At 71.3% G+C, this 21,099-nt stretch carries 14 protein-coding genes, 3 tRNA genes and 3 pseudogenes; 13 read left to right on the forward strand and 7 right to left on the reverse strand.

Annotation, left to right across the window (positions count from 1 at the left end; genetic code table 11):
- Nucleotides 1–51 precede the first annotated feature (51 nt).
- Nucleotides 52–879 (forward strand): annotated as a pseudogene (locus B5557_RS22995) (helix-turn-helix domain-containing protein); the annotation flags it as partial.
- Nucleotides 880–894: 15 nt separating this feature from the next.
- Here the strand turns inward: B5557_RS22995 and B5557_RS23000 are convergent.
- Nucleotides 895–2,139, reverse strand: a pseudogene (locus B5557_RS23000) (IS256 family transposase).
- Between the two features lie 163 nt (nucleotides 2,140–2,302).
- Between B5557_RS23000 and B5557_RS23005 the strand changes: the two are divergent.
- Nucleotides 2,303–2,833, forward strand: a pseudogene (locus B5557_RS23005) (hypothetical protein); the annotation flags it as partial.
- Here B5557_RS23005 and B5557_RS23010 read toward each other — a convergent pair.
- Nucleotides 2,811–3,344, reverse strand: coding sequence for an NUDIX hydrolase (locus B5557_RS23010; RefSeq protein WP_079661249.1), 534 nt, complete (start codon nucleotides 3,342–3,344; stop codon nucleotides 2,811–2,813). The pseudogene B5557_RS23005 and the gene B5557_RS23010 overlap by 23 nt on opposite strands.
- A 536-nt stretch (nucleotides 3,345–3,880) precedes the next feature.
- On the opposite strand from B5557_RS23010, the gene B5557_RS23015 reads away from it, so the two are divergent.
- Both B5557_RS23015 and B5557_RS43820 read left to right on the forward strand, forming a co-directional pair.
- Nucleotides 3,881–3,967 (forward strand) — tRNA-Ser (locus B5557_RS23015).
- Nucleotides 3,968–4,286: 319 nt separating this feature from the next.
- Nucleotides 4,287–4,973: a hypothetical protein gene (locus B5557_RS43820; protein WP_079661250.1), complete on the forward strand. Its 687-nt coding sequence runs from the start codon at nucleotides 4,287–4,289 to the stop codon at nucleotides 4,971–4,973.
- On the opposite strand, the gene B5557_RS23025 is transcribed toward B5557_RS43820, so the two are convergent.
- Nucleotides 4,970–5,941, reverse strand: coding sequence for a bifunctional DNA primase/polymerase (locus B5557_RS23025; protein WP_079661251.1), 972 nt, complete (start codon nucleotides 5,939–5,941; stop codon nucleotides 4,970–4,972). The genes B5557_RS43820 and B5557_RS23025 overlap by 4 nt on opposite strands.
- A 340-nt stretch (nucleotides 5,942–6,281) precedes the next feature.
- Here B5557_RS23025 and B5557_RS23030 point away from each other — a divergent pair, with 340 nt between their 5' ends.
- From B5557_RS23030 to B5557_RS23055, 6 genes are all read left to right on the forward strand, one after another.
- Nucleotides 6,282–6,596 carry a hypothetical protein gene (locus B5557_RS23030; protein ID WP_079661252.1) on the forward strand — a complete coding sequence of 105 codons (315 nt, stop codon included), beginning with the start codon at nucleotides 6,282–6,284 and terminating at the stop codon, nucleotides 6,594–6,596.
- A gap of 192 nt (nucleotides 6,597–6,788) precedes the next feature.
- Complete coding sequence (locus tag B5557_RS23035; RefSeq protein ID WP_079661253.1) at nucleotides 6,789–7,802, forward strand: bifunctional MaoC family dehydratase N-terminal/OB-fold nucleic acid binding domain-containing protein; 1,014 nt, start codon at nucleotides 6,789–6,791, stop codon at nucleotides 7,800–7,802.
- Nucleotides 7,799–8,215 (forward strand): MaoC family dehydratase, encoded by a 417-nt coding sequence (locus B5557_RS23040; protein WP_079661254.1) that lies wholly within the window; start codon nucleotides 7,799–7,801, stop codon nucleotides 8,213–8,215. Before B5557_RS23035 ends, B5557_RS23040 begins: the two co-directional genes overlap by 4 nt.
- Complete coding sequence (locus B5557_RS23045; RefSeq protein ID WP_079661255.1) at nucleotides 8,212–9,381, forward strand: lipid-transfer protein; 1,170 nt, start codon at nucleotides 8,212–8,214, stop codon at nucleotides 9,379–9,381. The genes B5557_RS23040 and B5557_RS23045 overlap by 4 nt, the downstream gene beginning before the upstream one ends.
- Nucleotides 9,382–9,622: 241 nt before the next feature.
- Nucleotides 9,623–10,171: a SigE family RNA polymerase sigma factor gene (locus B5557_RS23050; RefSeq protein ID WP_079661256.1), complete on the forward strand. Its 549-nt coding sequence runs from the start codon at nucleotides 9,623–9,625 to the stop codon at nucleotides 10,169–10,171.
- Nucleotides 10,172–10,447: 276 nt separating this feature from the next.
- Nucleotides 10,448–12,103, forward strand: coding sequence for a long-chain fatty acid--CoA ligase (locus B5557_RS23055; RefSeq protein WP_079661257.1), 1,656 nt, complete (start codon nucleotides 10,448–10,450; stop codon nucleotides 12,101–12,103).
- A gap of 281 nt (nucleotides 12,104–12,384) precedes the next feature.
- On the opposite strand, the gene B5557_RS23060 is transcribed toward B5557_RS23055, so the two are convergent.
- Nucleotides 12,385–13,755, reverse strand: a complete 1,371-nt coding sequence (locus B5557_RS23060) for an MFS transporter (RefSeq protein ID WP_231976005.1) — start codon at nucleotides 13,753–13,755, stop codon at nucleotides 12,385–12,387.
- A 140-nt stretch (nucleotides 13,756–13,895) separates the two neighbouring features.
- On the opposite strand from B5557_RS23060, the gene B5557_RS23065 reads away from it, so the two are divergent.
- A complete protein-coding gene (locus tag B5557_RS23065) occupies nucleotides 13,896–14,480 on the forward strand; it encodes a TetR family transcriptional regulator (protein ID WP_079661258.1) in 585 nt (194 codons plus the stop codon).
- Nucleotides 14,481–14,568: 88 nt separating this feature from the next.
- Here B5557_RS23065 and B5557_RS23070 read toward each other — a convergent pair whose 3' ends face one another.
- Both B5557_RS23070 and B5557_RS23075 read right to left on the reverse strand, forming a co-directional pair.
- Nucleotides 14,569–19,392 (reverse strand): hybrid sensor histidine kinase/response regulator, encoded by a 4,824-nt coding sequence (locus B5557_RS23070; protein ID WP_079661259.1) that lies wholly within the window; start codon nucleotides 19,390–19,392, stop codon nucleotides 14,569–14,571.
- 337 nt (nucleotides 19,393–19,729) lie between these two features.
- Nucleotides 19,730–20,224 carry an SSI family serine proteinase inhibitor gene (locus B5557_RS23075; RefSeq protein WP_079661260.1) on the reverse strand — a complete coding sequence of 165 codons (495 nt, stop codon included), beginning with the start codon at nucleotides 20,222–20,224 and terminating at the stop codon, nucleotides 19,730–19,732.
- Nucleotides 20,225–20,381: 157 nt separating this feature from the next.
- Between B5557_RS23075 and B5557_RS23080 the strand changes: the two genes are divergently transcribed.
- A tRNA-Ser gene (locus B5557_RS23080) sits at nucleotides 20,382–20,472 on the forward strand.
- Between the two features lie 196 nt (nucleotides 20,473–20,668).
- Nucleotides 20,669–20,741 (forward strand) — tRNA-Arg (locus tag B5557_RS23085).
- A gap of 111 nt (nucleotides 20,742–20,852) precedes the next feature.
- On the opposite strand, the gene B5557_RS43825 is transcribed toward B5557_RS23085, so the two are convergent.
- Nucleotides 20,853–20,996, reverse strand: coding sequence for a hypothetical protein (locus tag B5557_RS43825; protein ID WP_159424421.1), 144 nt, complete (start codon nucleotides 20,994–20,996; stop codon nucleotides 20,853–20,855).
- Between the last annotated feature and the right edge of the window lie 103 nt (nucleotides 20,997–21,099).

The following is a 21,099-nucleotide window of genomic DNA, read 5'->3' on the forward strand; positions in this document are numbered from 1 at the left end:
AGTAGAGAATCCGCGACGTTGCGTAGCCCTCGCAGTGTGGGAGCTGGCCCGATGCCCGACGCCGACCGGCCGCAGGAATTGCCTGCCCGGTTGCTCACCGATCCCGAGATGATCAACGCGTGCCGAGTACGGGACTTCGGCAGAGTCTTCCGGCTGGTGAAGACTAGGGCGGGCATCTACCCGTCGATGATCGCGAGGCGATGCGAGCTGACGCCCAGCCGAGTCGGCGAAGTGATCGCGGGCCGCCGTCAGTTGCTGCATATGGACGTCGTCGAACGCATCGCAGACGGCCTGCGCACCCCAGGGCACATGCTCGGTCTCGCCCGGCGCCCCTGGGAGACGCCCCAGGCTCTGGCGCACACCGAGCGCGAGGCACCCCAAGCGCCGGAGCCGGAACAGCAGACTCCTGCGTCTCTGCCGGGGCCCGATGTGGACAGCATCCTTGCTCTGACCACGCGAACCAACCTCAGCGCAGCCACACTTGAAGCCTTCCGGTCCTCCATCGAGGACTACTGGCGGCGAGACGACCAGCACGGCGGGGAGGCTCTCAGGCCGGCTGTCGTCGGGCAGCTTCGATATGTGGTCGGGCTCCTGAAGGAAAGCCGACCGCCGGCCATCCAGAACGGCCTTTACGGAATTGCGGCCGAGCTTGCACGGCTCACCGGCTGGACCTATTTCGACGCCCGCCAGTACAACCAGGCCCGCGCCTACTTCACCGAGGCCCTGCAACTCGCCAAGGCCATCGATGACCGCCAGTTCATGGCCAACGTGCTTGCCTGCATGAGCTTGCAGGCGACCTACCAGGACAAGCCCGCGGACTCACTGGCACTCGTGACCGCCGCCCAGGACCAGGCCCGCTCGGCTAGGTCACGTCCCCCGTGATGGTGTAAGCGATCAACCGTCCGTAGCGTTCGGGGTGTTGGGGAGTGCAGGGGTGGTGCGGTCGACGTGTTCGGCGGCGTAGATGGCCGTCATGCTGCCTTCGGACAGGTAGCGGCGGGGGAAGGCGACTCATTCGTCGTGCATCTCGCTGAGCACGGCGGTGACCAGTCGTTCGAGCGCGGCCGGGTTGGGGAAGACCTGCACGACGTCGGTGCGGCGCTTGATCTCACGGTTGATCCGCTCCAGGGGATTTGAGGACTGGATCTTCTTCCAGTGGGAGATGGGGAAGGCGGCGAAGGCGGTCAGGTCCTCCTTGGCGTCCAGAAGCATCTGCCTGACCTTGGGAAACTGCTGCCCGAGCATGTCGGCCACCGCATCGAGCTGGTGATAGACGGCTTCGGCGGTGGGCTGGATGAAGATGGTGCGGATGGTGGCCGCGACCATTTCCCCGGATCCCTTGGGGATCACGGAGAACACATTCCTCAGGAAATGGACACGACAACGCTGCCAGGCGGCGCCGAGCATGACCTTGCGGATCGCGGCCACCAGGCCGCTGTGACTGTCGGAGATCACCAGACGGACCCCGCCCAGGCCACGTTCGCGCAAGGAGCGCAGGAACTCGCTCCAGAACGCCTCGGTCTCGCTGTCACCGACCATCACGCCCAGCACCTCCCGGCCACCGTCCTCGCTGATGCCGGTGGCAATGACCACGGCCTGGGAGACGATCCGGTGGTTCACGCGCACCTTGCAGTAGGTCGCGTCCAGGTAGAGGTAGGGGAAGCGGCTGTGGTCCAGGGGCCGGCCGCGGAAGACCGTAAGCTGTTCGTCCAGGCCACCGCAGATCCGCGAGACCTCACTCTTGGAGATGCCGCTGTCCGCGCCGAGCGCCTTGACCAGGTCGTCGACCGAACGGGTGGACACCCCGTGCACGTACGCCTCCATGATGACCGCATACAGGGCCTGGTCGATGCGACGCCGACGTTCCAGCAGGCTGGGGAAGAAGCTGCCGCTGCGCAGCTTCGGGATGGCCAGGTCCAGATCGCCGGCCTGGGTGGCGAGGGTCTTGTCGCGATGACCGTTGCGGTAGCCGGTGCGGTCCTCGGTGTGCTCGTTCCACTGGGCGCTGATCCGGCCGCTGAGCTCGGCCTCGATCAGCTCTTGCAGCATGCGCTCGGCGACGTTGCGGACGAGCTCGATCCCGTCCGCCGTGCGTAGTGACTCCAGCAGGCGTTGTAGGTCAGACTGGGACAAGGCCATCGGGCACCTCCCGGGTTGAACTGGCCGTTCACCAGGGAGATTTGCACGGTGGCCTGCCCTATGCGCAGGGAGCGGAAGCGGTCACCGGATGCACGCCCCGGGCACCCGCCCGCGCACACCCGCACGGTGATCGCCTACACCACCACGCGGGACGCCATCCTCGGCTAGCGACACCACCCCGCGCGTTCTGTCGATGCTGTCCATGCGGGAAGCCTTCGCCCACGCCACGCTCGGCAGCCAGACGTCCACTCACCGGGCGATCGCCGAGGCACACCGTCAATTCGAGCAGATCCAGGCGAGCGACCCGGACCCGTCGTGGGTGAGCTACTTCGATGAACCGAAGCTCATAGTGGACACGGGCATTGCCCACGGCCGACTGGGCGAGGCCGCGAGGGCTGAACCGTTGATCGCGGATGCCTTGCGTCGGGAGGCCCACACCAATCAGCGTGGGCGTGCGTTTCACGCCTTCTGGCTGGCTCGTACGCAGCTGGACCAAGGCAAGCTCGACCAGGCGTGCCACACGGCCACCCAAGCTCTGGAGCCCGCGTCGGCGGTGGCGTCGGAGCGAGTGTCAGGCCACCTCAGGGAGTTCTACGACCAGTTGGACCCACACAGGCAGGAGCTCGTAGCCCTGGCTTTCGAGACGCGGCTACGGGAGCTCCTGCCACCGGTCAGCGGATCGCTTCATCCATGAGGACGTACAGGAGGCCGACGAGGGATCCGCTGCTCACGATCTCGCGGCGGTCGATCATCCCGCGTATCTCGCTGAGCGGGATCCACTCGATGCGGTCGGACTCGTTCTTCTCCGTGGGCGGACCGTCGTAAGTCGCCCCGTCCGCACGGACGACGTGGTGCTGTGAGTCGGTGATGCCGTTGGCCGGCTCGGCATAGATCAGAGGCTTGATGGGACCAGGACGCCAGCCCGTCTCCTCCAAGACCTCACGCGTCGCCGCCTCCTCAGGAGACTCGCCCTCCTCCACCAGGCCCATGGGCAACTCCCAGGCCCAGGAGTCCGTGATGAAGCGGTGCCGCCACATCATCAGCACCTCATGGCGGTCGTTGACCACGGCAGCCACGGCCAGGTGCCGCAGGCGAACGACGTGGTACTCCCACCTGCGCCCGTCAGGCTGTTGGACGTCCACCAAGCACAGGTTCACCCAAGGGTTGGTGTAGATCTGACGCTCACCGTGGGTCTTCCACTCCATACCTACGGCCCCTCTCGATCGGACTCCAGGATCTCAGACCGCTCAGCAGAGGGGCGCAAGTTCGACTCTTTTCGCGTCACCTTGACGAGATGTTCCGCCGTTCGCTGCACTCCGGGGCTGGAGCGGCCAAGCGGCAGGGGAGAATCCAGGGAGTAGAGGTGTGTCGTCGAGCTGGGGCCTCCTCGGGTACGGGCCTGGAGCCCACCAGGGAACATCAGCTTGGAAAGCTTTGGGTTCTCTGGGGCCGGTTGCTGCGCTGACCTGCGGCGGAGTCATGTTGAAGTCCTGGTCCCACCCTGGAACCCGTAGGGAAAGTTGTACCTCCGTAGACACCGGCGCTCTGGGGACGCCGGCAAGGCCGGCACAGGCCCTACGCTTACCCGCGTTGGCCGGGTCCTGCGGACCGGGTGCCGGTGATCGGCGTATCGGGTATGGGGTGCGTACGGAGTCAGTGGACCCCGTGTGGACCACGCCCCCCGAGCAGCGTCTGCGCCCGGTAGTCTGTACCCGCTCCGCCCCAGGTGGGCCGGGGCGCAGGTGGGTTGCCCGAGCGGCCTAAGGGAACGGTCTTGAAAACCGTCGTGGCAGCGATGTCACCGTGGGTTCAAATCCCACACCCACCGCAGCAGGTCAGAAGGTTGCAGTTCAGAAGGGGTGCCTCTCGCTGAGGGGTACCCCTTCTGTTTGCGGTCCGTCTCACCCGGGTTCGCCGGTGTCCCGCTCCTGAGCAGCGTGTGTGGCCAACCTGCGGCCCGACACCGACAGGTTTCCCGCAGCCGCTGACCCCTTCCCCCGTCACACCCGTCCGGGGTCCGTGACGGCTTTGTCCCGGCTGTGTGACGTAAGGGCTTGCTGTGCTGCCCTGTGACCAGCGGCGTTGTTACCGTCCCGCCTCGGGAGCGACCGGTCGAGCGGTCGCCCGTGAACAGGGGGGACGTCCCTATGAAGGTCAACCGGCTCAGATCCGTCGTCGGTGTGCTTGCCGCCGTCACGTTGAGCGCTGTGCTCGTCGGGTGTCAGGCGGATGGGGCCGACGGCGGGGCGAAGGCGAGTGCCGCGGGTGCGGGGTCGTCCTCCAGTCCGGCGGCCGGGGGCGCCGCAGGTGCTGCGAGTGCTGCGAGTGCCGCGGGTGCTGCGGGTGCTGCGGGTGGCCACTCCGGCGCCACCCCCGCTGCCGCCTCACCAGCCGCCGCTGCGCCCGCCGCGCCCGCTGGGTCCGTCGTCTCCGGGGCGGCCGTCGCCGCCTCGCCCGCCGGTGGTTGTTCCGACGCGACCCCCGGCCCCGACGACGTCGACCCCGACGAGTTCGCCGTCTACCGGGTCGAGGAATTGGCCGGGAGCACCGGCAAGGTGAATCTCGTCATCCAGCACGGGGTCTGGGGGTGCCCCGGGAAGGACACGGACGGTGCGCCGTTCGTCGTCACCGGGGAGGAGAGTCGGTGGGCCCTGGACCAGGCCGCGTATGTCACCGCCACCAACCCCATCACCGGTGGCGCCGAGAACCAGCGCATCGGCGTGCAGGAGCTGATCGACTGGATCGACGCGCACCCCGACTCCGGTCTCGTGTTCCGCTACGAGACCGGTGACGACGGGGCCATCCACCGGCTGGAACAGGTCTTCACACCCTAGGGGGCTCCAGGGGTGCTGTCCCGGGTCATGCGGGCCGCCGAGGCGACCGTCGCCCGCGCCTCTCGTGGCGTCAGGCCGGTTCGTACGGCCGCGTCGACGAGGTCCTCGGACAGCTCCGGGCCGATCCCGTCCTCGTAGGCCCGGCAGGCCGCCCAGAACAGGCGGGTGTTGCGCTGGCCCTCGTGCGCGGCCAGGACGAACTGGACCAGGCCGCGGCCGTGTGCGCCGCCCGCCGTCGAGTCCGCACCCGCCGGTCCGCGGTGGGGCGTGCGGGGCGGCGGGAGGAGGAGGCGCAGGAGTGAGCGGGGGCACGGTGCCGGGGTGAGGTGGGCGGTGCCGGGGGCCGTGGCGTAGGCGCCGTGGGCGGTGCGGGAGCCGGGGCCGACCAGATAGCCGCCGGCGCCCCGGATGTCGATGCCGGGGGCGAGGCGGCCGGCCGAGTTGGGGACGACGACGTCCGGCGGGCCGGTGAGCCAGAGGTGGCGGCCCCCGGACGGGGTGAGGACGATGATCGTGGGCGGGATCGTGAACAGGTGCCGCAGGGCGAGTTCGCGCAGGGCGGCGGTGGAGTCCGTGTCCGACTTGGTGTCCAGGTCCACGCCGATGAGGTGGTGCGGGGGCAGGCCGCAGGCGATGCCGTAGCCGGTGGCCCAGGGCGCGGCGGCGAACATCTCGCGGACGCGGGCGGGGTCGGCGGAGGCGTCGTACACGCCGTGGCCGAAGCGGCCGCACTCGCCGCGGCAGGGTGGCCCCGCCGGTCCCGTCGGTCCCGTCGGTCCCGCCGGTCCCGTCGGTCCCGTCGGTCCTGCCCGTTCCGCCGGTTCCGGGGCGTCGCGGTGGGGGGAGCGCAGGGCCGGGAGTTTGGTTCGGGACAGGGGGATGACGGCCAGGCCGCGTTCGGCGGCCGACAAGGCGTGGGCGAGGGCCAGCGTGGTGGCCTGCCGGGGGTACCGGTCGGTGGTGGCCATGAATCCATGGTCGTACGTATGTTCGAAAAAGGGAAGGGGGGCAGGGGTGTGACGCGCCCGGGGGCGGCCGAGCGGGCGGGAAAAATGCCGGAACGGTTCGTCCCTTGTGAGGCCTGAGGTGCTGATGTCTGAGTTGCCGGGGATTATGCGGACACGGGCAGGAAAAGTGGTGCTAGGGGTTTATCGACTTGTCATCACGCTTGAGTGCTAATCGAGGCTTCCGGGGTGGTTCGCCGGGGATTCGGTGGGCAACTCTGGTCTCGCGACGTCGTCACAAAACGCCGGGACGGTCGGCCAACCGGCCTGGTGGAACCCATACTTCGCGCTCTGGAGGAACAACATGGCAAGCATCCGTACCGCCCGCGTCATCGCCGCCGTCTCCGCCCTCCCGCTGGCAGCCGCTCTCTTCACCGGCGTCGCGGCGGCGGGCAACGGCGGCTTCGCGGACGACGGATCGAACGCGGGTGTCGCGAGCATCGTCGGCAGCGGCGTCGGGCATGACAACCGCGGCAACTCGTCCACCACACAGCAGAACGCCGTCGGATCGGGCGCCTCGAACCAGAGCAATACCGCGCAGGTCAACGGGTCCGCGTTCACGGCCGTCAATCAGGGCAACAGCAACGTGGCGGTGTCCTTCGCCCCGCTGTGGTGGTGATGTGAGGGGGTCGGCGCCGCGCGCCGGTCCTCCGGGGGGACCGTACTGGGTGCGGTGCGTCTGCGCGGCGGTGCTTCGGTGCCGCCGCGCAGGCGCGTTTCCGAACGTCGCTGAAGCCTTTATTGACAGGCCATCATATCTGACGGACAGTCAGAAATCTGTTCCGGCAAGGGACCTGAAGGGAGTGCACCGGTGGACGAGGACCCGCTGTACCCACGGCTGAAAGCCCACGTGGGCCGCCCCGCCGTGGTCGCCGGCACCGGCCGGGACCCTGTCAACGCACCTATGATCCGGCACTGGTGCGAGGCGATGGGCGACCTCAACCCGGCGTACACCGGCCCTCGCGCGATCGCCCCGCCCACCATGCTCCAGGCGTGGATCATGGGCGGCCTGAGCGGTCACGAGGGGCGCGCGCAGGCCTACGACGAGCTGCTCTCCCTCCTCGACGAGGCGGGCTGCACCTCGGTCGTCGCGACCGACTGCGAGCAGGAGTACCTGCACCCGCTGCGACCGGGGGACGAGGTCGCGTTCGACACGGTGATCGAGTCGGTCTCGCCGCGCAAGACGACCAAGCTGGGCACCGGCTACTTCGTCACGACTCGAACGGACGTCCGCGTCGGCGAGACCCTTGTCGGCACCCACCGTTTCCGCATCCTGAAGTACGCGCCGGCCGCGCGAGAGCAGCACCCACGAGAGCGGCACCCACGAGAGCGGCAGTCCACACAAGGGCAGTCCACGCCAGGGCAGCAGGCCCCACGAGGGCAGAGGGAGCCGCGGCAGCCGGATTCCCGGCAACCCCAGGAGCTGCGCCCCCGCCCCGTCGTCAACCGTGACAACGCCGGTTTCTGGGAGGGAGTCCGGCAGCACCGCCTCCTCATTCAGCGCTGCACCGCCTGCGACACCCTCCGCTTTCCGTGGCTCCCCGGCTGCAACGCCTGTGGCGCGGCGCGGTGGGACACCGTCGAAGCGGGCGGCGAGGGCACGGTCTACTCGTACGTCGTGATGCATTACCCGCCCTTCCCGGCCTTCTCCCCGCCCTTCGCGATCGGACTGATCGAACTCGCCGAGGGCGTCCGGATCATCAGTGACGTGGTCGACGTGCCGTACGACAAGGTGCGTATCGGGATGCCGGTGGAGCTGGAGTTCCGGGCCTACGACGACGAGCTGGTGCTGCCCGTCTTCCGCGCGCGGGAGGTGGCCGCGTGAAACCGGGGGACGAACTGCCGCCGCTGGAGATCGAGGTCACCCGCACCCTGATCGTCGCCGGTGCGCTCGCCTCGCGCGACTACCAGGACGTCCACCACGACCCCGAGGCGGCCCGCGCCAAGGGCTCCCCGGACGTCTTCATGAACATCCTCACCACCAACGGCCTGGTCGGCCGCTACATCACCGACTTCTTCGGCCCCGCCACGGTCCTGCACAAGGTCGCCATCCGGCTCGGGGCACCCAACTACCCCGGGGACACGATGGTGTTGCGGGGCACGGTCGAGGACGTACGCGACCCGGACCTGATCGTCGTACGGATCACCGGCGACAACGGCATCGGCCGACACGTCAGCGGGACCGTGACGGTCACCATCCCTGACGGGCCTGATGGGCCGGAAGGGGCCGGGCGATGAGTGTCAGGACGCGGGACGCTCTGGGCGGGCGGGCGGCGATCGTCGGTGTCGGGGCCACGGAGTTCTCCAAGGACTCGGGGCGCAGCGAGCTGCGGCTGGCGGTGGAGTCGGTCCAGGCCGCGCTCGCCGACGCGGGGCTCACGCCCTCCGACGTGGACGGTCTGGTGACGTTCACGATGGACACGAGCCCCGAGATCACCGTGGCGCAGGCCTGCGGGATGGGCGAGCTGTCGTTCTTCTCCCGGGTCCACTACGGGGGTGGGGCGGCCTGCGCGACCGTGCAGCAGGCGGCGCTCGCCGTCGCGACGGGCGTCGCCGAGGTCGTCGTCTGCTACCGCGCCTTCAACGAGCGTTCCGGGCGTCGTTTCGGCTCGGGCGTACGGCATCGCGAGCCCTCGGCGGAGGGGACGGCGCTCGGCTGGACGCTGCCGTTCGGGCTGCTCACGCCCGCCTCCTGGGTGGCGATGGCGGCGCAGCGGTACCTGTACACCTACGGGCTGACCCCTGAGGAGGCCTTCGGGCCGGTCGCGGTCACGGCCCGTCGCCACGCGGCGGCGAACCCGGCGGCGTACTTCCACGGACGTCCGATCACCCTCGCCGACCATGCGGCCTCCCGCTGGATCGCCGAGCCGCTCAGGTTGCTGGACTGCTGCCAGGAGACGGACGGCGGCCAGGCGCTGGTCGTCACCTCGGTGGAACGGGCCCGCGACCTGCCGCATCCGCCCGCCGTGGTCGCCGCGGCGGCCCAGGGCGCCGGGCGGGCCCAGGAGCAGATGACCAGCTTCTACCGCGACGATCTGACGGGCCTGGCGGAGATGTCCGTGGTCGCCCGCCAGCTGTGGCGGAGCTCCGGGCTGGCGCCGGCCGACATCGACGTCGGGATCCTGTACGACCACTTCACGCCGTTCGTGCTGATGCAGCTGGAGGAGTTCGGCTTCTGCGCGCCCGGCGAGGCCGCGGCCTTCGTGGTGGCGGACCGGCTGCCGCTGAACACGCACGGCGGCCAGCTCGGCGAGGCGTACCTCCATGGGATGAACGGCATCGCGGAGGCCGTACGACAGCTGCGCGGCACGTCCGTGAATCAGATACCCGGCGCGAGCCGGACCCTGGTGACGGCGGGGACCGGGGTGCCGACCTCGGGCCTGGTCCTGACGTCGGACGGGTGAGCACCCTGCCTGGACGGTGAGCACCCGGACCGGACGGGCGGGCACGGGCCCGGACCGGGCTGCGAGCCGGAGTCCGGATCGTCCCGTCGGGGGTCACCCCAGGGGTCATCCCGTAGTAGTCGACGCCTGTTCGTCCACCTTCAGGAGGTGGGGCAGGCACCACCCCTACAACCTGAGACGGACGTCCCTTCGGGACCTGCGGCCGATCCGCCCGAGCGGCAGTCGAACCTAGCGTGGAGACATGACCACACCCGTGTGCACCAGCGCTTCGAACGGCATGACGCGGCCTGCTCCGTACCCGTCCTTCGCGTCGTACGTCAGGGCCCGTCAGCCGGTGCTGCTGCGCACCGCACGGTCGCTGACCGCGAACCCGAGCGACGCGGAGGACCTGCTGCAGACCGCGCTCACCAAGACGTATGTCGCGTGGGAGCGGATCGAGGACCATCGGGCGCTCGACGGCTATGTCCGCCGGGCCCTGCTGAACACCCGTACGTCGCAGTGGCGCAAGCGCAAGGTCGACGAGTACGTGTGCGACGAGCTGCCGGAACCGGAACCGGCTCCCGGCGGGGACGACCCGGCCGAGCAGCAGGCGCTGCACGACGCCATGTGGCGGGCGATCGCGAAGCTGCCCACGCGGCAGCGCGCGATGGTCGTCCTCAGGTATTACGAGGACCTCAGCGAGGCCCAGACGGCGGAGGTGCTCGGTGTCTCGGTGGGCACGGTGAAGTCGGCGGTGTCGCGGGCGCTCGGCAAGCTGCGCGAGGACCCCGAGCTGGTGCTTGTTCGATAGCGGCGTGGCGTGGGGCGTGGCGTGGTGCGAGGCGTGGGGTGTGACGTGGGGTGGCGTGGAGCGTGATGTGGAGCGGGATGTGGGGTGGCGTGGCGCGTGACGCGGGGGCGCGACGCCGGGGGAAACATGGGGCATACATGGGGCGACGTGGGGTTTTGGGCTGACGGCGTGACCCGATCGTTCACCGCTTCCTAGTGACATACCGATCGGTATGTGCGCAGAATCAGCACAACCGTTACCACCGCGTAGGCAATGTCGCCGCCCTGGGAGGACGCCGTGCTGAGCACCATGCAGGACGTACCGCTGACCGTCACCCGCATCCTGGAGCACGGGGTGCTGGTGCACGGCCGGTCCCGGATCACCACGTGGACCGGCGAGGGCGAACCGCAGCGGCGCAGCTTCGCCGAGGCGGGCACGCGCGCGGTGCAGCTGGCGAACGCCCTGCGCGACGACCTCGGCGTCCACGGCGACGACCGGGTGGCCACCCTGATGTGGAACAACGCCGAGCACGTCGAGGCGTACTTCGCGATCCCCTCCATGGGCGCGGTGCTGCACACCCTGAACCTGCGCCTTCCGGCCGAGCAGCTGGTGTGGATCGTCAACCACGCCGCCGACAAGGTCGTCATAGTCAACGGCTCCCTGCTCCCGCTGCTCGCGCCGCTGCTGCCGAAGCTGCCCACGGTCGAGCACGTCGTCGTGTCCGGCCCCGGTGACCGCTCCCTCCTCGACGGCGTCCACGCGCGCGTGCACGAGTACGAGGAGCTGATCGCGGACAAGCCGACGACGTTCGACTGGCCGGAGCTGGACGAACGCCAGGCCGCCGCCATGTGCTACACCTCCGGCACCACGGGTGACCCCAAGGGCGTCGTCTACAGCCACCGGTCGATCTACCTGCACTCCATGCAGGTCAACATGGCCGAGTCGATGGGCCTGACCGACCGGGACACCTCGCTCATCGTCGTCCCGCAGTTCCACGTCAACGCCTGGGGACTGCCGCACGCCACCTTCATGACCGGCGTGAACATGCTGATGCCGGACCGCTTCCTGCAGCCCGCGCCGCTCGCCGAGATGATCGAGAGCGAGAAGCCGACCCACGCTGCCGCCGTCCCCACCATCTGGCAGGGCCTGCTGGCCGAGCTCACCGCGAAGCCGCGGGACGTCTCCACCCTCACTCAGGTCACCATCGGCGGCTCGGCCTGTCCGCCCTCCCTCATGTCCGCCTTCGACGAGCTCGGCATGCGGGTCTGCCACGCCTGGGGCATGACGGAGACGTCCCCCCTCGGTACGATCGCCCGCCCGCCGGCCTACGCGGTCGGCACCGACGAGGAGTTCGGCTACCGCCTCACCCAGGGCCGTTTCCCGGCCGGCGTGGAGGCCCGCCTCACCGGTCCCGGCGGCGAGCGTCTGCCCTGGGACGGCGAGTCCGCGGGCGAGCTGGAGGTGCGCGGCACGTGGATCGCGGGCGCCTACTACAACGGCCCTGACGGCGAACCCCTGCGCCCCGCCGACAAGTTCAGCGAGGACGGCTGGCTGAAGACGGGCGACGTCGGCACGATCTCCCCCGAGGGCTTCCTCACCCTCACCGACCGCGCCAAGGACGTCATCAAGTCCGGCGGCGAGTGGATCTCGTCGGTGGACCTGGAGAACGCGCTGATGTCCCACCCGGATGTCGCCGAGGCCGCCGTCGTCGCCGTCCCGGACGCGAAGTGGGGCGAACGCCCGCTGGCCACGGTCGTCCTGAAGGAGGGAGCCACTGCCGACTTCGAGACCCTGCGTGCCTTCCTCGCCGGGGAGGGGAAGATCGCCAAGTGGCAGCTCCCCGAGCGCTGGACGATCATCGAGGCGGTCCCGAAGACGAGCGTGGGCAAGTTCGACAAGAAGGTGCTCCGCAAGCAGTACGCAGCGGGCGAACTAACCATCACCCAGCTCTGACCCGACCCCCAACCCCCAACCCCCAACCCCCGACCCCCGACCCCGGCCTCGGCCTGGCCCCGGCTCCGGCCTGGGCTCCGGCCTCCGGGGCCGGGCCGGTCATGAATCCCGGCCCCGGGGCTGGTCGCTGAACGCGGCCCCGCTGGCCGGGGCTCGGGGTGTGTTCGGCTCGGGTCCCGGCCCTGCTTTCTCGGCGGCTCGGCCCTTCACGTGCGCCCGCCGGGCAAAGCTCCTTGCGGTTCCTGCTCGGCGGGCGTCGGCGTTGGCGGGGTGGGGCGTGGTCAGCGGTGCGTCGGGATGGTGGGGCGGCGAGTGGCCGTGGTTGTCCAGCCCAGGAGCAGCCAGGTGGCCGCTACCGCGACGACTCCGGTCCAGCCGAAGTGGGTGAAGGCGAGGCCGGCCAGCGCCGAAGCGGTGGCGCCGCCGGCGAAGCCTGCGACGACGTAGGCGCTGTTGGCGGTGGCCGGGGCCGAGGTGGTGGTCAGAGCGAGGGTCTGGTTGGCGACGTGGGAGGCGACGAGCGCCGCGTGGATCAGGATCGCGGCCGCGAACAGCGCCGCGAGCACCTGCCCACCCAGCCAGAACAGCGGCACGGAGACGGCCGCGAGCAGGTACGCGTTGCGGACCACCTTCGCCGCGCCGAAGCGGTCGACCAGCCCGCCCGCCAGGGGCGCGACGGCGCTGGCGGTCAGTCCGAAGAGACCGAACAGACCGGCGGTGGCCGTCGACAGGCCGTACGACTCGTCGCTCGTCAGCAGAAGGGCCAGGGAGGTCCACAACGCGCTCCAGGCGCCGTACATCCCGGCCTGGCGTACGCAGGCCCGCCACAGGTCGGGCGAGCGTCGCACCAGGCCCGGCATCGCGGTGAGGCCGGCGAAGAGGTGGCCCTCGCGGGCGCGGCGGCGCTCGGCGGGGAGGGCGGCCGCGGTCAGCAGGCCCAGGGCCGTGGTGAGGACGGCCGCGCCCACGAACACCGCCCGCCAGCCGAACGCCTGTCCGGCGAGTCCGCCGAGGACTCGCGCGGCGACGATGCCGGTGAACAGTCCGGCGATGACGGCGGCCACATGCCGGGCGCGCCGGTCGGCGGGCGCGCGTTCGGCGACCAGCGGGACGAGGAGCTGCGGGACGACGGTCGCGGCCGAGGCGACGAGCACGGCCGCCGCGAGGGCGCCGGTCCCGGCGGCCGAGGCCCCGGCGACCAGGGCCGCCGCGGTGACCAGCGAGAGGACGGCGACCAGTCGGCGCCGGTTCACACGGTCGCCGAGCGGGGCGAAGAAGAGCAGGCCGGCCGCGTACCCGAACTGGGCGACCGAGGCGATCCAGGCCACGGCCGAGGGCGTCGAGCCGAAGTCGCGGGCGATGAGGGGCAGCAGTGGGGCCGCGAGGTAGATGTTGGCGGCCGTGACGGCGGTGCAGAGAGCGATGAGGACGAGGAGGAGGTTCCGACCGCGGGGGGCGGCGGCGCCGGGGGTCGGACCAGGCCCGTGGGCCGGATCGCCGGTCGTGCTGACGGTGGGGTGATGGGTCGGGTCGCCGGTAGGGCCGGCCGACGGACCGTGTGTCGGTCCCCCGGTCGGGCCATGGGTAGGTGTCTGCCGGGGCGGGGTGCTCGTGTGTTGGGCGGTGGTGACCGGGGACGGCGAGGTCGCCATGGCGGAGATGCTCCTTCGAGCCGACTCTAGTAACCAACCGGTTGGTTGGAACGGCAGGTCCAACAGCCTGCCGCCGACGCGCATTCCCTGTCAACCAACTAGTTGGTTACCTGCCTGATTCGCGTGACTACGATGTGCCCATGGCAACGACCAGGGACCCCGAGGCCACCAAGGCGCGGATCTTCGATTCGGCCGTCGCGGAGTTCGCCCGCCACGGCATCGCGGGCGCCCGCATCGACCGTATCGCCGCCGAGGCCAAGGCGAACAAGCAGCTCATCTACGCCTACTTCGGCAACAAGGCGGAGCTGTTCTCCCAGGTCCTCGGCCGCTGCATGGTCGACCTCGCCGCCGCCGTCCCCGTCGACCCGGACGACATCGAGGGCTGGATCGACCGGCTGATGGACTACCACGCCGCCCACCCCGAACTCCTGCGCCTCCTCTACTGGGAGGGCATCGAGTACGGCACCGCCGAGCTGCCCGACGAGGCGGAACGCCAGCAGCACTACGCGCTCAAGGTCGCCGCCATGCGGGACGGCCAGGACCGGGGCGTGATCACCGACGCCATCCCGGCCCCCGACCTGCTCTTCCTGCTGGTCGCGATCGCCAACTGGACCACCGTCGTCCCCCAGATGAGCCGCATCCTGGTGGGCGCCGAGGACACCGACCGCGTCCGCCTGCGCGCCTCGGTCAAGGAGGCGGCGCGCAGGCTCATCGCGAAGCCCTGACCAACCGGTGGACCAGGACCCCTCTCTTCAGGGGTGAGTCTTCAGGGTTGAGTCTTCAGGGTTGAGTCTTCAGGGTTGAGGACCTGTCCTAGTTGGTGCCGATGCGCGCCAGCAGGTCCACGATCCTGCCCTGCACCTCGGGGCTGGTCGACCGCTCGGCGAGGAACAGAACCGTCTCTCCCGACGCCAGCCGCGGCAGGTCCGCCTGGTCGACCGCGGCCGTGTAGACGACCAGCGGAGTGCGGTTGAGCTGGCCGTTCGCCCGCAGCCAGTCCAGGATCCCGGACTGACGGCGATGCACCTGCATCAGGTCCATCACGACCAGGTTCGGCCGCAGCTGCCCGGCGAGCGTGACGGCGTCCGCGTCGCTCGCCGCCCGCGCGACCTGCATCCCCCGCCGCTCCAGCGTCGAGGTCAGCGCCAGCGCGATCTCGGCATGCTGCTCGATGAGCAGCACCCGCGGCGGATGCTGCTCGCTGTCGCGCGGGGCGAGCGCCTTCAGCAGGACGGCGGGGTCGGCGCCGTACGCCGCCTCGCGCGTCGCCTGCCCGAGCCCGGCCGTGACCAGCACCGGAACCTCCGCGGCGACGGCGGCCGTACGCAGCGACTGCAGAGCCGTCCGGGTGATCGGCCCGGTCAGCGGGTCGACGAACAGCGCGGCCGGGAAGGCGGCGATCTGCGCGTCGACCTCCTCGCGCGAGTGCACGATCACCGGCCGGTAGCCCCGGTCGCTGAGCGCCTGCTGCGTGCTGACGTCCGGCGCCGGCCACACCAGCAGCCGACGCGGGTTGTCCAGCGGCTCCGGCGGCAGCTCGTCGTCCAGTGGCTGCGGCCGAGGCGGATCCGCCACCTCGACGGCCCCACCGGGCCCGTCCAACGGCTCGGGCCCCTCGGCGGCGTTCTCGTCCGGCGCCCCTATGGCGTACGACCGCCCGGCGCCCTCGGTCGCCGACCCGGGCACGAGCCGCGTCTGACCGGCGAGGGAGGGATGCGGAAGGGGCGAGGAGGCGGACGTCGGGGCAGGTGTGCGGGTGGGCGTCGCGGTGGACTGCGGCGCCTGGGCCCCGACGGCCTGCGACGGCATCGGCAGCTGCGGGGCCACCGAGGCCTGCGGGGCCTGCGGTCCGACGGGCTGCTCGGCCGGCGGGTGCGGGCGCGCCGTCTGCTCAGGTCGGCCCGTCTGCTCCGGGCGGGCGGCCGGGTCGGGCGGAGTCCCCAGCTTGCGGCGCCGCCCGGAAGCACCGGGGGCGTTCGGGGCAGGGGTGGCCGGCGCCTGCTGGGGCTGCGGCTGGAGCTGCTGCACCTGCGCGGCCTGCCGGGTGAAGGGCACGCCCTGCCCCAGGGTGCGCACGCTGATCGCCCGCCCCTGCGTCGAGTTGGGGTCCATGGGCAGACCCGCCGCGGCCTCGGCGGGCAACGGCTGCGCCGCCCGCGGCTGCCCTACGACGGCCTCGGGCGGAAGCGGGGTGCCTCCGCCGGGCGTCTGCGCGGCCGGGGCGCCCGGCATGGCCTGCGCGGGGGCGGGCGCCGCTTCGGCCGGGAGCGGCTGCCCCTGACCGGGCGCGGGGGGTGCGGCAACGGCCGGGTTGTGGCTGCCGACTGCCTGCGCGGCGCCGGCCCGCTCGACACCCTCCCCCGCCTGGGCCTGCAACTGGGCCTGCACTTGGGGGTGACCCTGTGCCGGGACGGCGGCCTGGGCCCCCGCGGGCACGCCCTCCCCGGCCATGCCGACAGCCTCCGCGGGCTGGGCGACGGCCCGGCGGCGGCGACCCGTGGGCGCGTTCGTGGGGTGCGGCTGGGGCGGGGTGTGGTCGTCGGCCTGGTCGTGAGGGACGGCGTCGTGCCGCCCATGATCGCCCGTCGGCCCCTCGGAGGAACCCTGAACCGGCACCTGTGCCGGTGCCTGGACATGACCCTGACCAGAGGCCTGGGCCTGCGCGGGAATCGGCACTTGGCCGGGAACCGGGGCCTGGGCGGGCACCTGAACCACTCCCGCCCCCGGAACCGCTCCAGGAGCCGGAACCGGCAGAGGACTTGGCACGGGAAGAGGACCAGCCACAGGAAGGGGACCCGAGGCAGGAAGGGGACCCGAGGCAGGAAGGGGACCCGAGGCAGGAAGGGGACCCGAGGCAGGAAGGGGACCCGAGGAAGGAAGAGGCGGCCCCTGAGCCGGCACGGGACCCGATGCGGGAACAGCCCCCTGACCAGGCACGGGACCCGACGCCGGAACAGGCCCCTGACCAGGCACGGGACCCGACGCCGGAACAGGCCCCTGCGCGGGGATCGGACCCTGCGCCGGAGTCGGCCCCTGCGCCGAAACCGGGCCCGCGGCCCGGGACTGGTCGGCCGCGCTCGTGCCGCCGGAGCCGTCCGGCGCCCGGTCGGCCTCCGCGGGCGGCAGGGCGAACACCGCACGCGGCCCCGCCTCCTGCGCGGCGGCGCGCTCGTTCGCCGCGGCCAAGGCACGCCGACGGCGCCCGGTCGGCTGCCCGTTCTCCCCCTCCGTACCTACATCGGTACCGGTACCCGTGCCCATGCCCGTCGGCGAGGCGTCGGCTGGCGGTGCTGCGCTCGCGAGCGCCGGCAGCGCGGGCGGCAACGCGTTCTGGGGCTGCTGGCCGCCGTCCGGCGCGTGCCGGGCCCGCCGTCCACCCGGAGCCGGTACGCCCTGCGGCGGTACGGTGCCGCCGAGCCCCGTACCCGAGGCGGCGGTCCCCGCCGCATGCTCGGCGGCCGTGACGACAGCGCCCTCGCTCACACCCCCGTCGACCGCCGCACCGAACGCCGTGCCGACACCGCCGTCGACGCCCGCCTCGGCCCCCACGACGGCGACCTCGGCCGACCGCCCGCGCCGCCGCCCGGTACCGCCGGAACCCTCTGCGCCATCCGCGCCGTTCGCGCCCTCCGCGTCCGCGTTCGCGGACACCTCACCCGGCGTCTGCTCCCCGGCCGGGGCGGCGGAGGCGGCACGCCTGCGCCGCCGTCCGGTCGGAACCGCCGCCTCCGCGTCGGCACCGCCCTCGGCGCCCGGGCCGTCACTCTCCAGGAAGGCGTCCACGGAGGACCGTCGGGCCCGTCGGCGCCCACCGGCGCCCTGCTCGCCCGGAGGCTCCTCCGCCGAAGCCGTGCCCATGCCCATGCCCACGCCCGCGCCCATGCCCACGCCCGCGCCCATGCCCGCATCCGGGCCTGCGCTGGACGCGAGGGCGGGCAGTGCCATGGCCGCCGGAGCCGCCACGGCCCCCGCCCCGCCGCCGAGCGGCACCTCGAGGACATACGCGCTGCCGCTCATGCCCGGCACCTCGTGCGTCTGGAGCACGCCCCCGTGTGCACGCACGATCCCGCGCACGATCGGCTCGTGCACGCGGTCGCCGCCGGCGTACGGCCCGCGCACCTCGATGCGTACGACCTCCCCGCGCTGGGCGGCCGCCACCACGACGGTGTTGTCCATGTAGCCGCCCGCCGAGACGGGCGCGTTGCCGGTGGCGTCGACGCCCGCGACGTCCGCCACGAGGTGCGCGAGCGCGGTCGCGAGGAGCCGCGCGTCGACCTCGGCCTCGATGGGCGGCGCGTGCACCGCGAACTGCACCCGCCCCGGCCCGATGAGCTCCACCGCACCGTCGACACCGGCGGCGACGACGGCGTCCAGCATCACCTTCGTCCGGTCGACCGACTCCGCGCCGGTGTCGAGACGCTGATAGCCGAGCACGTTGTCGATGAGCGTCGTGATCCGCGAGTAGCCCGCCGACAGGTGATGGAGCACCTGGTTGGCCTCGGGCCACAGCTGGCCGGCGTCGTCCGCGGCGAGCGCGGCCAGCTCGCGGCGCAGCTCGTCCAGGGGGCCGCGCAGGGAGTCCCCGAGCAGGGTGAGCAGCTGATCGTGCCGCCCGGCGAGCGCCTCGAAGCGGTCCTTCTCCCGCTCCCCGAGCGCGGCGTACCGCTCCTCGCCCGCCGCGAGCTCCTCCTCGTGCCGCTCGCGCAGCTCCTCGACCTCGGTGACGTGCTGCTGGCGCAGCGCGGTGAGGTCGGAGGCGTGCTCCTCGGAGAGCTTCTCCAGCTCCTCCTCGTGCCGCTTCTCGACGGCGTCCTTCTCCTCGGCGAGGGCGTCGTAGGGCCGCCGGTCGGTGAAGGTCATGACGGCGCCGACGAGTTGGTCGCCGTCGCGCACGGGAGCGGTGGTCAGGTCGACGGACACCTTCTCCCCGCCCTTGGACCACAGCACCTGCCCGCGCACCCGGTGCTTGCGCCCGGAGCGCAGGGTGTCGGCGAGCGGCGACTCGTCGTACGGGAACGGCGAGCCGTCGGCGCGCGAGTGCAGCACGAGGGTGTGCAGCTCCTTGCCGCCCAGATCACTCGCCCGGTAACCCAGTATCTGGGCGGCGGCCGGATTGACGAGCACGATCCGCCCGTCGGTGTCGGTGCCCACGACGCCCTCGGCCGCGGCCCGCAGGATCATCTCGGTCTGCCGCTGCGAACGCGCCAGCTCGGCCTCGGTGTCCACCGTGCCGGACAGATCGCGTACGACGAGCATCAGCAGCTCGTCGGATGCGGAGGCGTAGCCGTAGCCGTCGTAGGCCTGCTGGCCGTTCTCGAGATTGGCGCTGGTGACCTCGACGGGGAACTCGGACCCGTCCGTCCGCCGGGCGACCATCCGGGTCGGCTTGGTCCGGCCCCGCGGGTCCATGTGGTCGGGCCGCCGCATCGAGCCCGGAATGAGCTTGGAGTCAAACTCCGGAAGAAGATCGAGCAGCCCACGCCCCACCAGCGCCGTGCCCGGCGTCTCGAACGTCTCGAGCGCGATGGTGTTCGCGTTGACGACGGTCCCGTTGGCGTTGACCAGCACCAACGCGTCGGGAAGTGCATCGAGTATGGCTGCGAGGCGAGCAGCGCCTCGGGATGGCCTGCTGCTCACGAGTCGCTTCCTCCCTGTTACCGCACCTTGCCGACCGATCGGGCCATCTTGCCAACCGGCCCGCAGCGTGTCACGCGAGGGAGTCTAAGGGCTGGGGTCCCGTCGGCGACGCCGGATGAGAGGGAGCTCGCACGACGAAGTGACACAGAACGTATGTCCTGGCCTGTCGCCGTGCGTCGTCGCGCACGACCGGCAGCTCAGGCTTTGCGGGACCTTCGCGCGACTTTTACGGAACGGGTGCTTCCGCAGTGAGCCATCGGCGAGAAACCATCCGATGGCCCCAAACCCCGACTGACCGGAACCGGGCCGACCGCCCCAACGTCGCTACGTCGCTGTGTCAGCGGGTGGGGGTCGGGCGCAGGTCCGGCAGCAGCGGCACGAGCCGGTCCCATCGCTCGATCTGACAGCCGTCGCTGCGGTCGTACGTCGCGTCGACCGGGCGTCCGGCCCAGCGCCCGGTGACATGGGCGGTGGCCGGCCCGCCGTACCGCATGGTGCAGACGCCGCCGTCCGGGGCCGGCGCGAAGGCCTCCCGGCCCCACCGGGTGTTGCGGTCCACGGCGCGACAGGCGCGTCCCACGTCCGGGTGATCTCCGTCCTCGGGGTGGCAGTACACCTCGAACGTCCCGTCGGCTCGCCCACCGGCGTGCCGCACGGTGACCGTCAGATGATCGTCGGGGACCTGGTCCTCGTCCCGCACGGGCGGCGGCGCCAGGGGGCCGACGGCCGTCCCGGCATGCCCGGACGCGGGGGCAGGGCCGACGAGCACCGAGGCGATCACGGCGGCACAGGCGGTGACGGCGAGCCGTCGAAGCGGGGTGACCTGGAACATGACCGGACTAACGCCGCCCCGCCGACGACGTTGCGCCCCGACAACGGCTTTGCCCTGCGGCCCGCCTGCCTAGTACCGTGGATGCCGATTGGTGACACGCCGCTCGACTGTGTCATCATCTGCACGCACCACTCGCACGCACGCGAGCGGTTGTGCTGGAGGCGTCGCCTAGTCCGGTCTATGGCGCCGCACTGCTAATGCGGTTTGGGCCTTCAAGCCCATCGAGGGTTCAAATCCCTCCGCCTCCGCTCGATCATCGAAGCCCCGGTCCTCGGACCGGGGCTTCGTCGTGTCCCCCACAGGGCCCTCTGGAGTCGTTTCCCCAGCTCACAAGGGGTACGGCAAACGGATTTCACATGGCGGCGGCAGTCATGTAATGTTCTTCCTGTCGCCGCGAGCGGCCCGGAAGGGCCAGAAGCAAAGACAGAAAAAACCGAATAACAAGCACTCGTAGCTTAACGGATAGAGCATCTGACTACGGATCAGAAGGTTGCAGGTTCGAATCCTGCCGAGTGCACACAGGTGAGAGGCCCCGGAGAGATCCGGGGCCTCTTGCGTTTGGGGGGGCGTACAGCAGCGAAGTGCAGCAACGGGCTCGACGAGGAGCCCGTCGCCGACGATCCGGTCGCTACTGCGTCTGCAATACCGCCACGATGACGGCTGCCGCGGCCGCCGCGAGGGTCAGCGCTGGCACCACGGATGGGTGCTCCATGGCGACATACCCCACGAAGGCGGCGCAGAGCAGAGCGATGATGGCCTGGTCGATGGTCACTCGCTGTCCTTTCGACGTGGGGCCCGCCCGGACGCCTGTCAGCTGCGGGCGGGCCCCGTTTGCTGGCCCACCACACATGTGGAAGGCCCCCCATCCCTTTCGC

This window comes from Streptomyces sp. 3214.6 (assembly GCF_900129855.1).
Taxonomy (GTDB): domain Bacteria; phylum Actinomycetota; class Actinomycetes; order Streptomycetales; family Streptomycetaceae; genus Streptomyces; species Streptomyces soliscabiei.

What these genes read in the sequence shown, in the direction of transcription:
- B5557_RS23050 (WP_079661256.1), top strand. Translation starts at nt 9,623, where the DNA reads ATGACCACACCCGTGTGCACCAGCGCTTCGAACGGCATGACGCGGCCT.
- B5557_RS43820 (WP_079661250.1), top strand. Translation starts at nt 4,287, where the DNA reads ATGAAGGTCAACCGGCTCAGATCCGTCGTCGGTGTGCTTGCCGCCGTC.
- B5557_RS23065 (WP_079661258.1), top strand. Translation starts at nt 13,896, where the DNA reads ATGGCAACGACCAGGGACCCCGAGGCCACCAAGGCGCGGATCTTCGAT.
- B5557_RS23030 (WP_079661252.1), top strand. Translation starts at nt 6,282, where the DNA reads ATGGCAAGCATCCGTACCGCCCGCGTCATCGCCGCCGTCTCCGCCCTC.
- B5557_RS23075 (WP_079661260.1), bottom strand. Translation starts at nt 20,224, where the DNA reads ATGTTCCAGGTCACCCCGCTTCGACGGCTCGCCGTCACCGCCTGTGCC.
- B5557_RS23045 (WP_079661255.1), top strand. Translation starts at nt 8,212, where the DNA reads ATGAGTGTCAGGACGCGGGACGCTCTGGGCGGGCGGGCGGCGATCGTC.
- B5557_RS23060 (WP_231976005.1), bottom strand. Translation starts at nt 13,755, where the DNA reads ATGGCGACCTCGCCGTCCCCGGTCACCACCGCCCAACACACGAGCACC.
- B5557_RS23010 (WP_079661249.1), bottom strand. Translation starts at nt 3,344, where the DNA reads ATGGAGTGGAAGACCCACGGTGAGCGTCAGATCTACACCAACCCTTGG.
- B5557_RS23025 (WP_079661251.1), bottom strand. Translation starts at nt 5,941, where the DNA reads ATGGCCACCACCGACCGGTACCCCCGGCAGGCCACCACGCTGGCCCTC.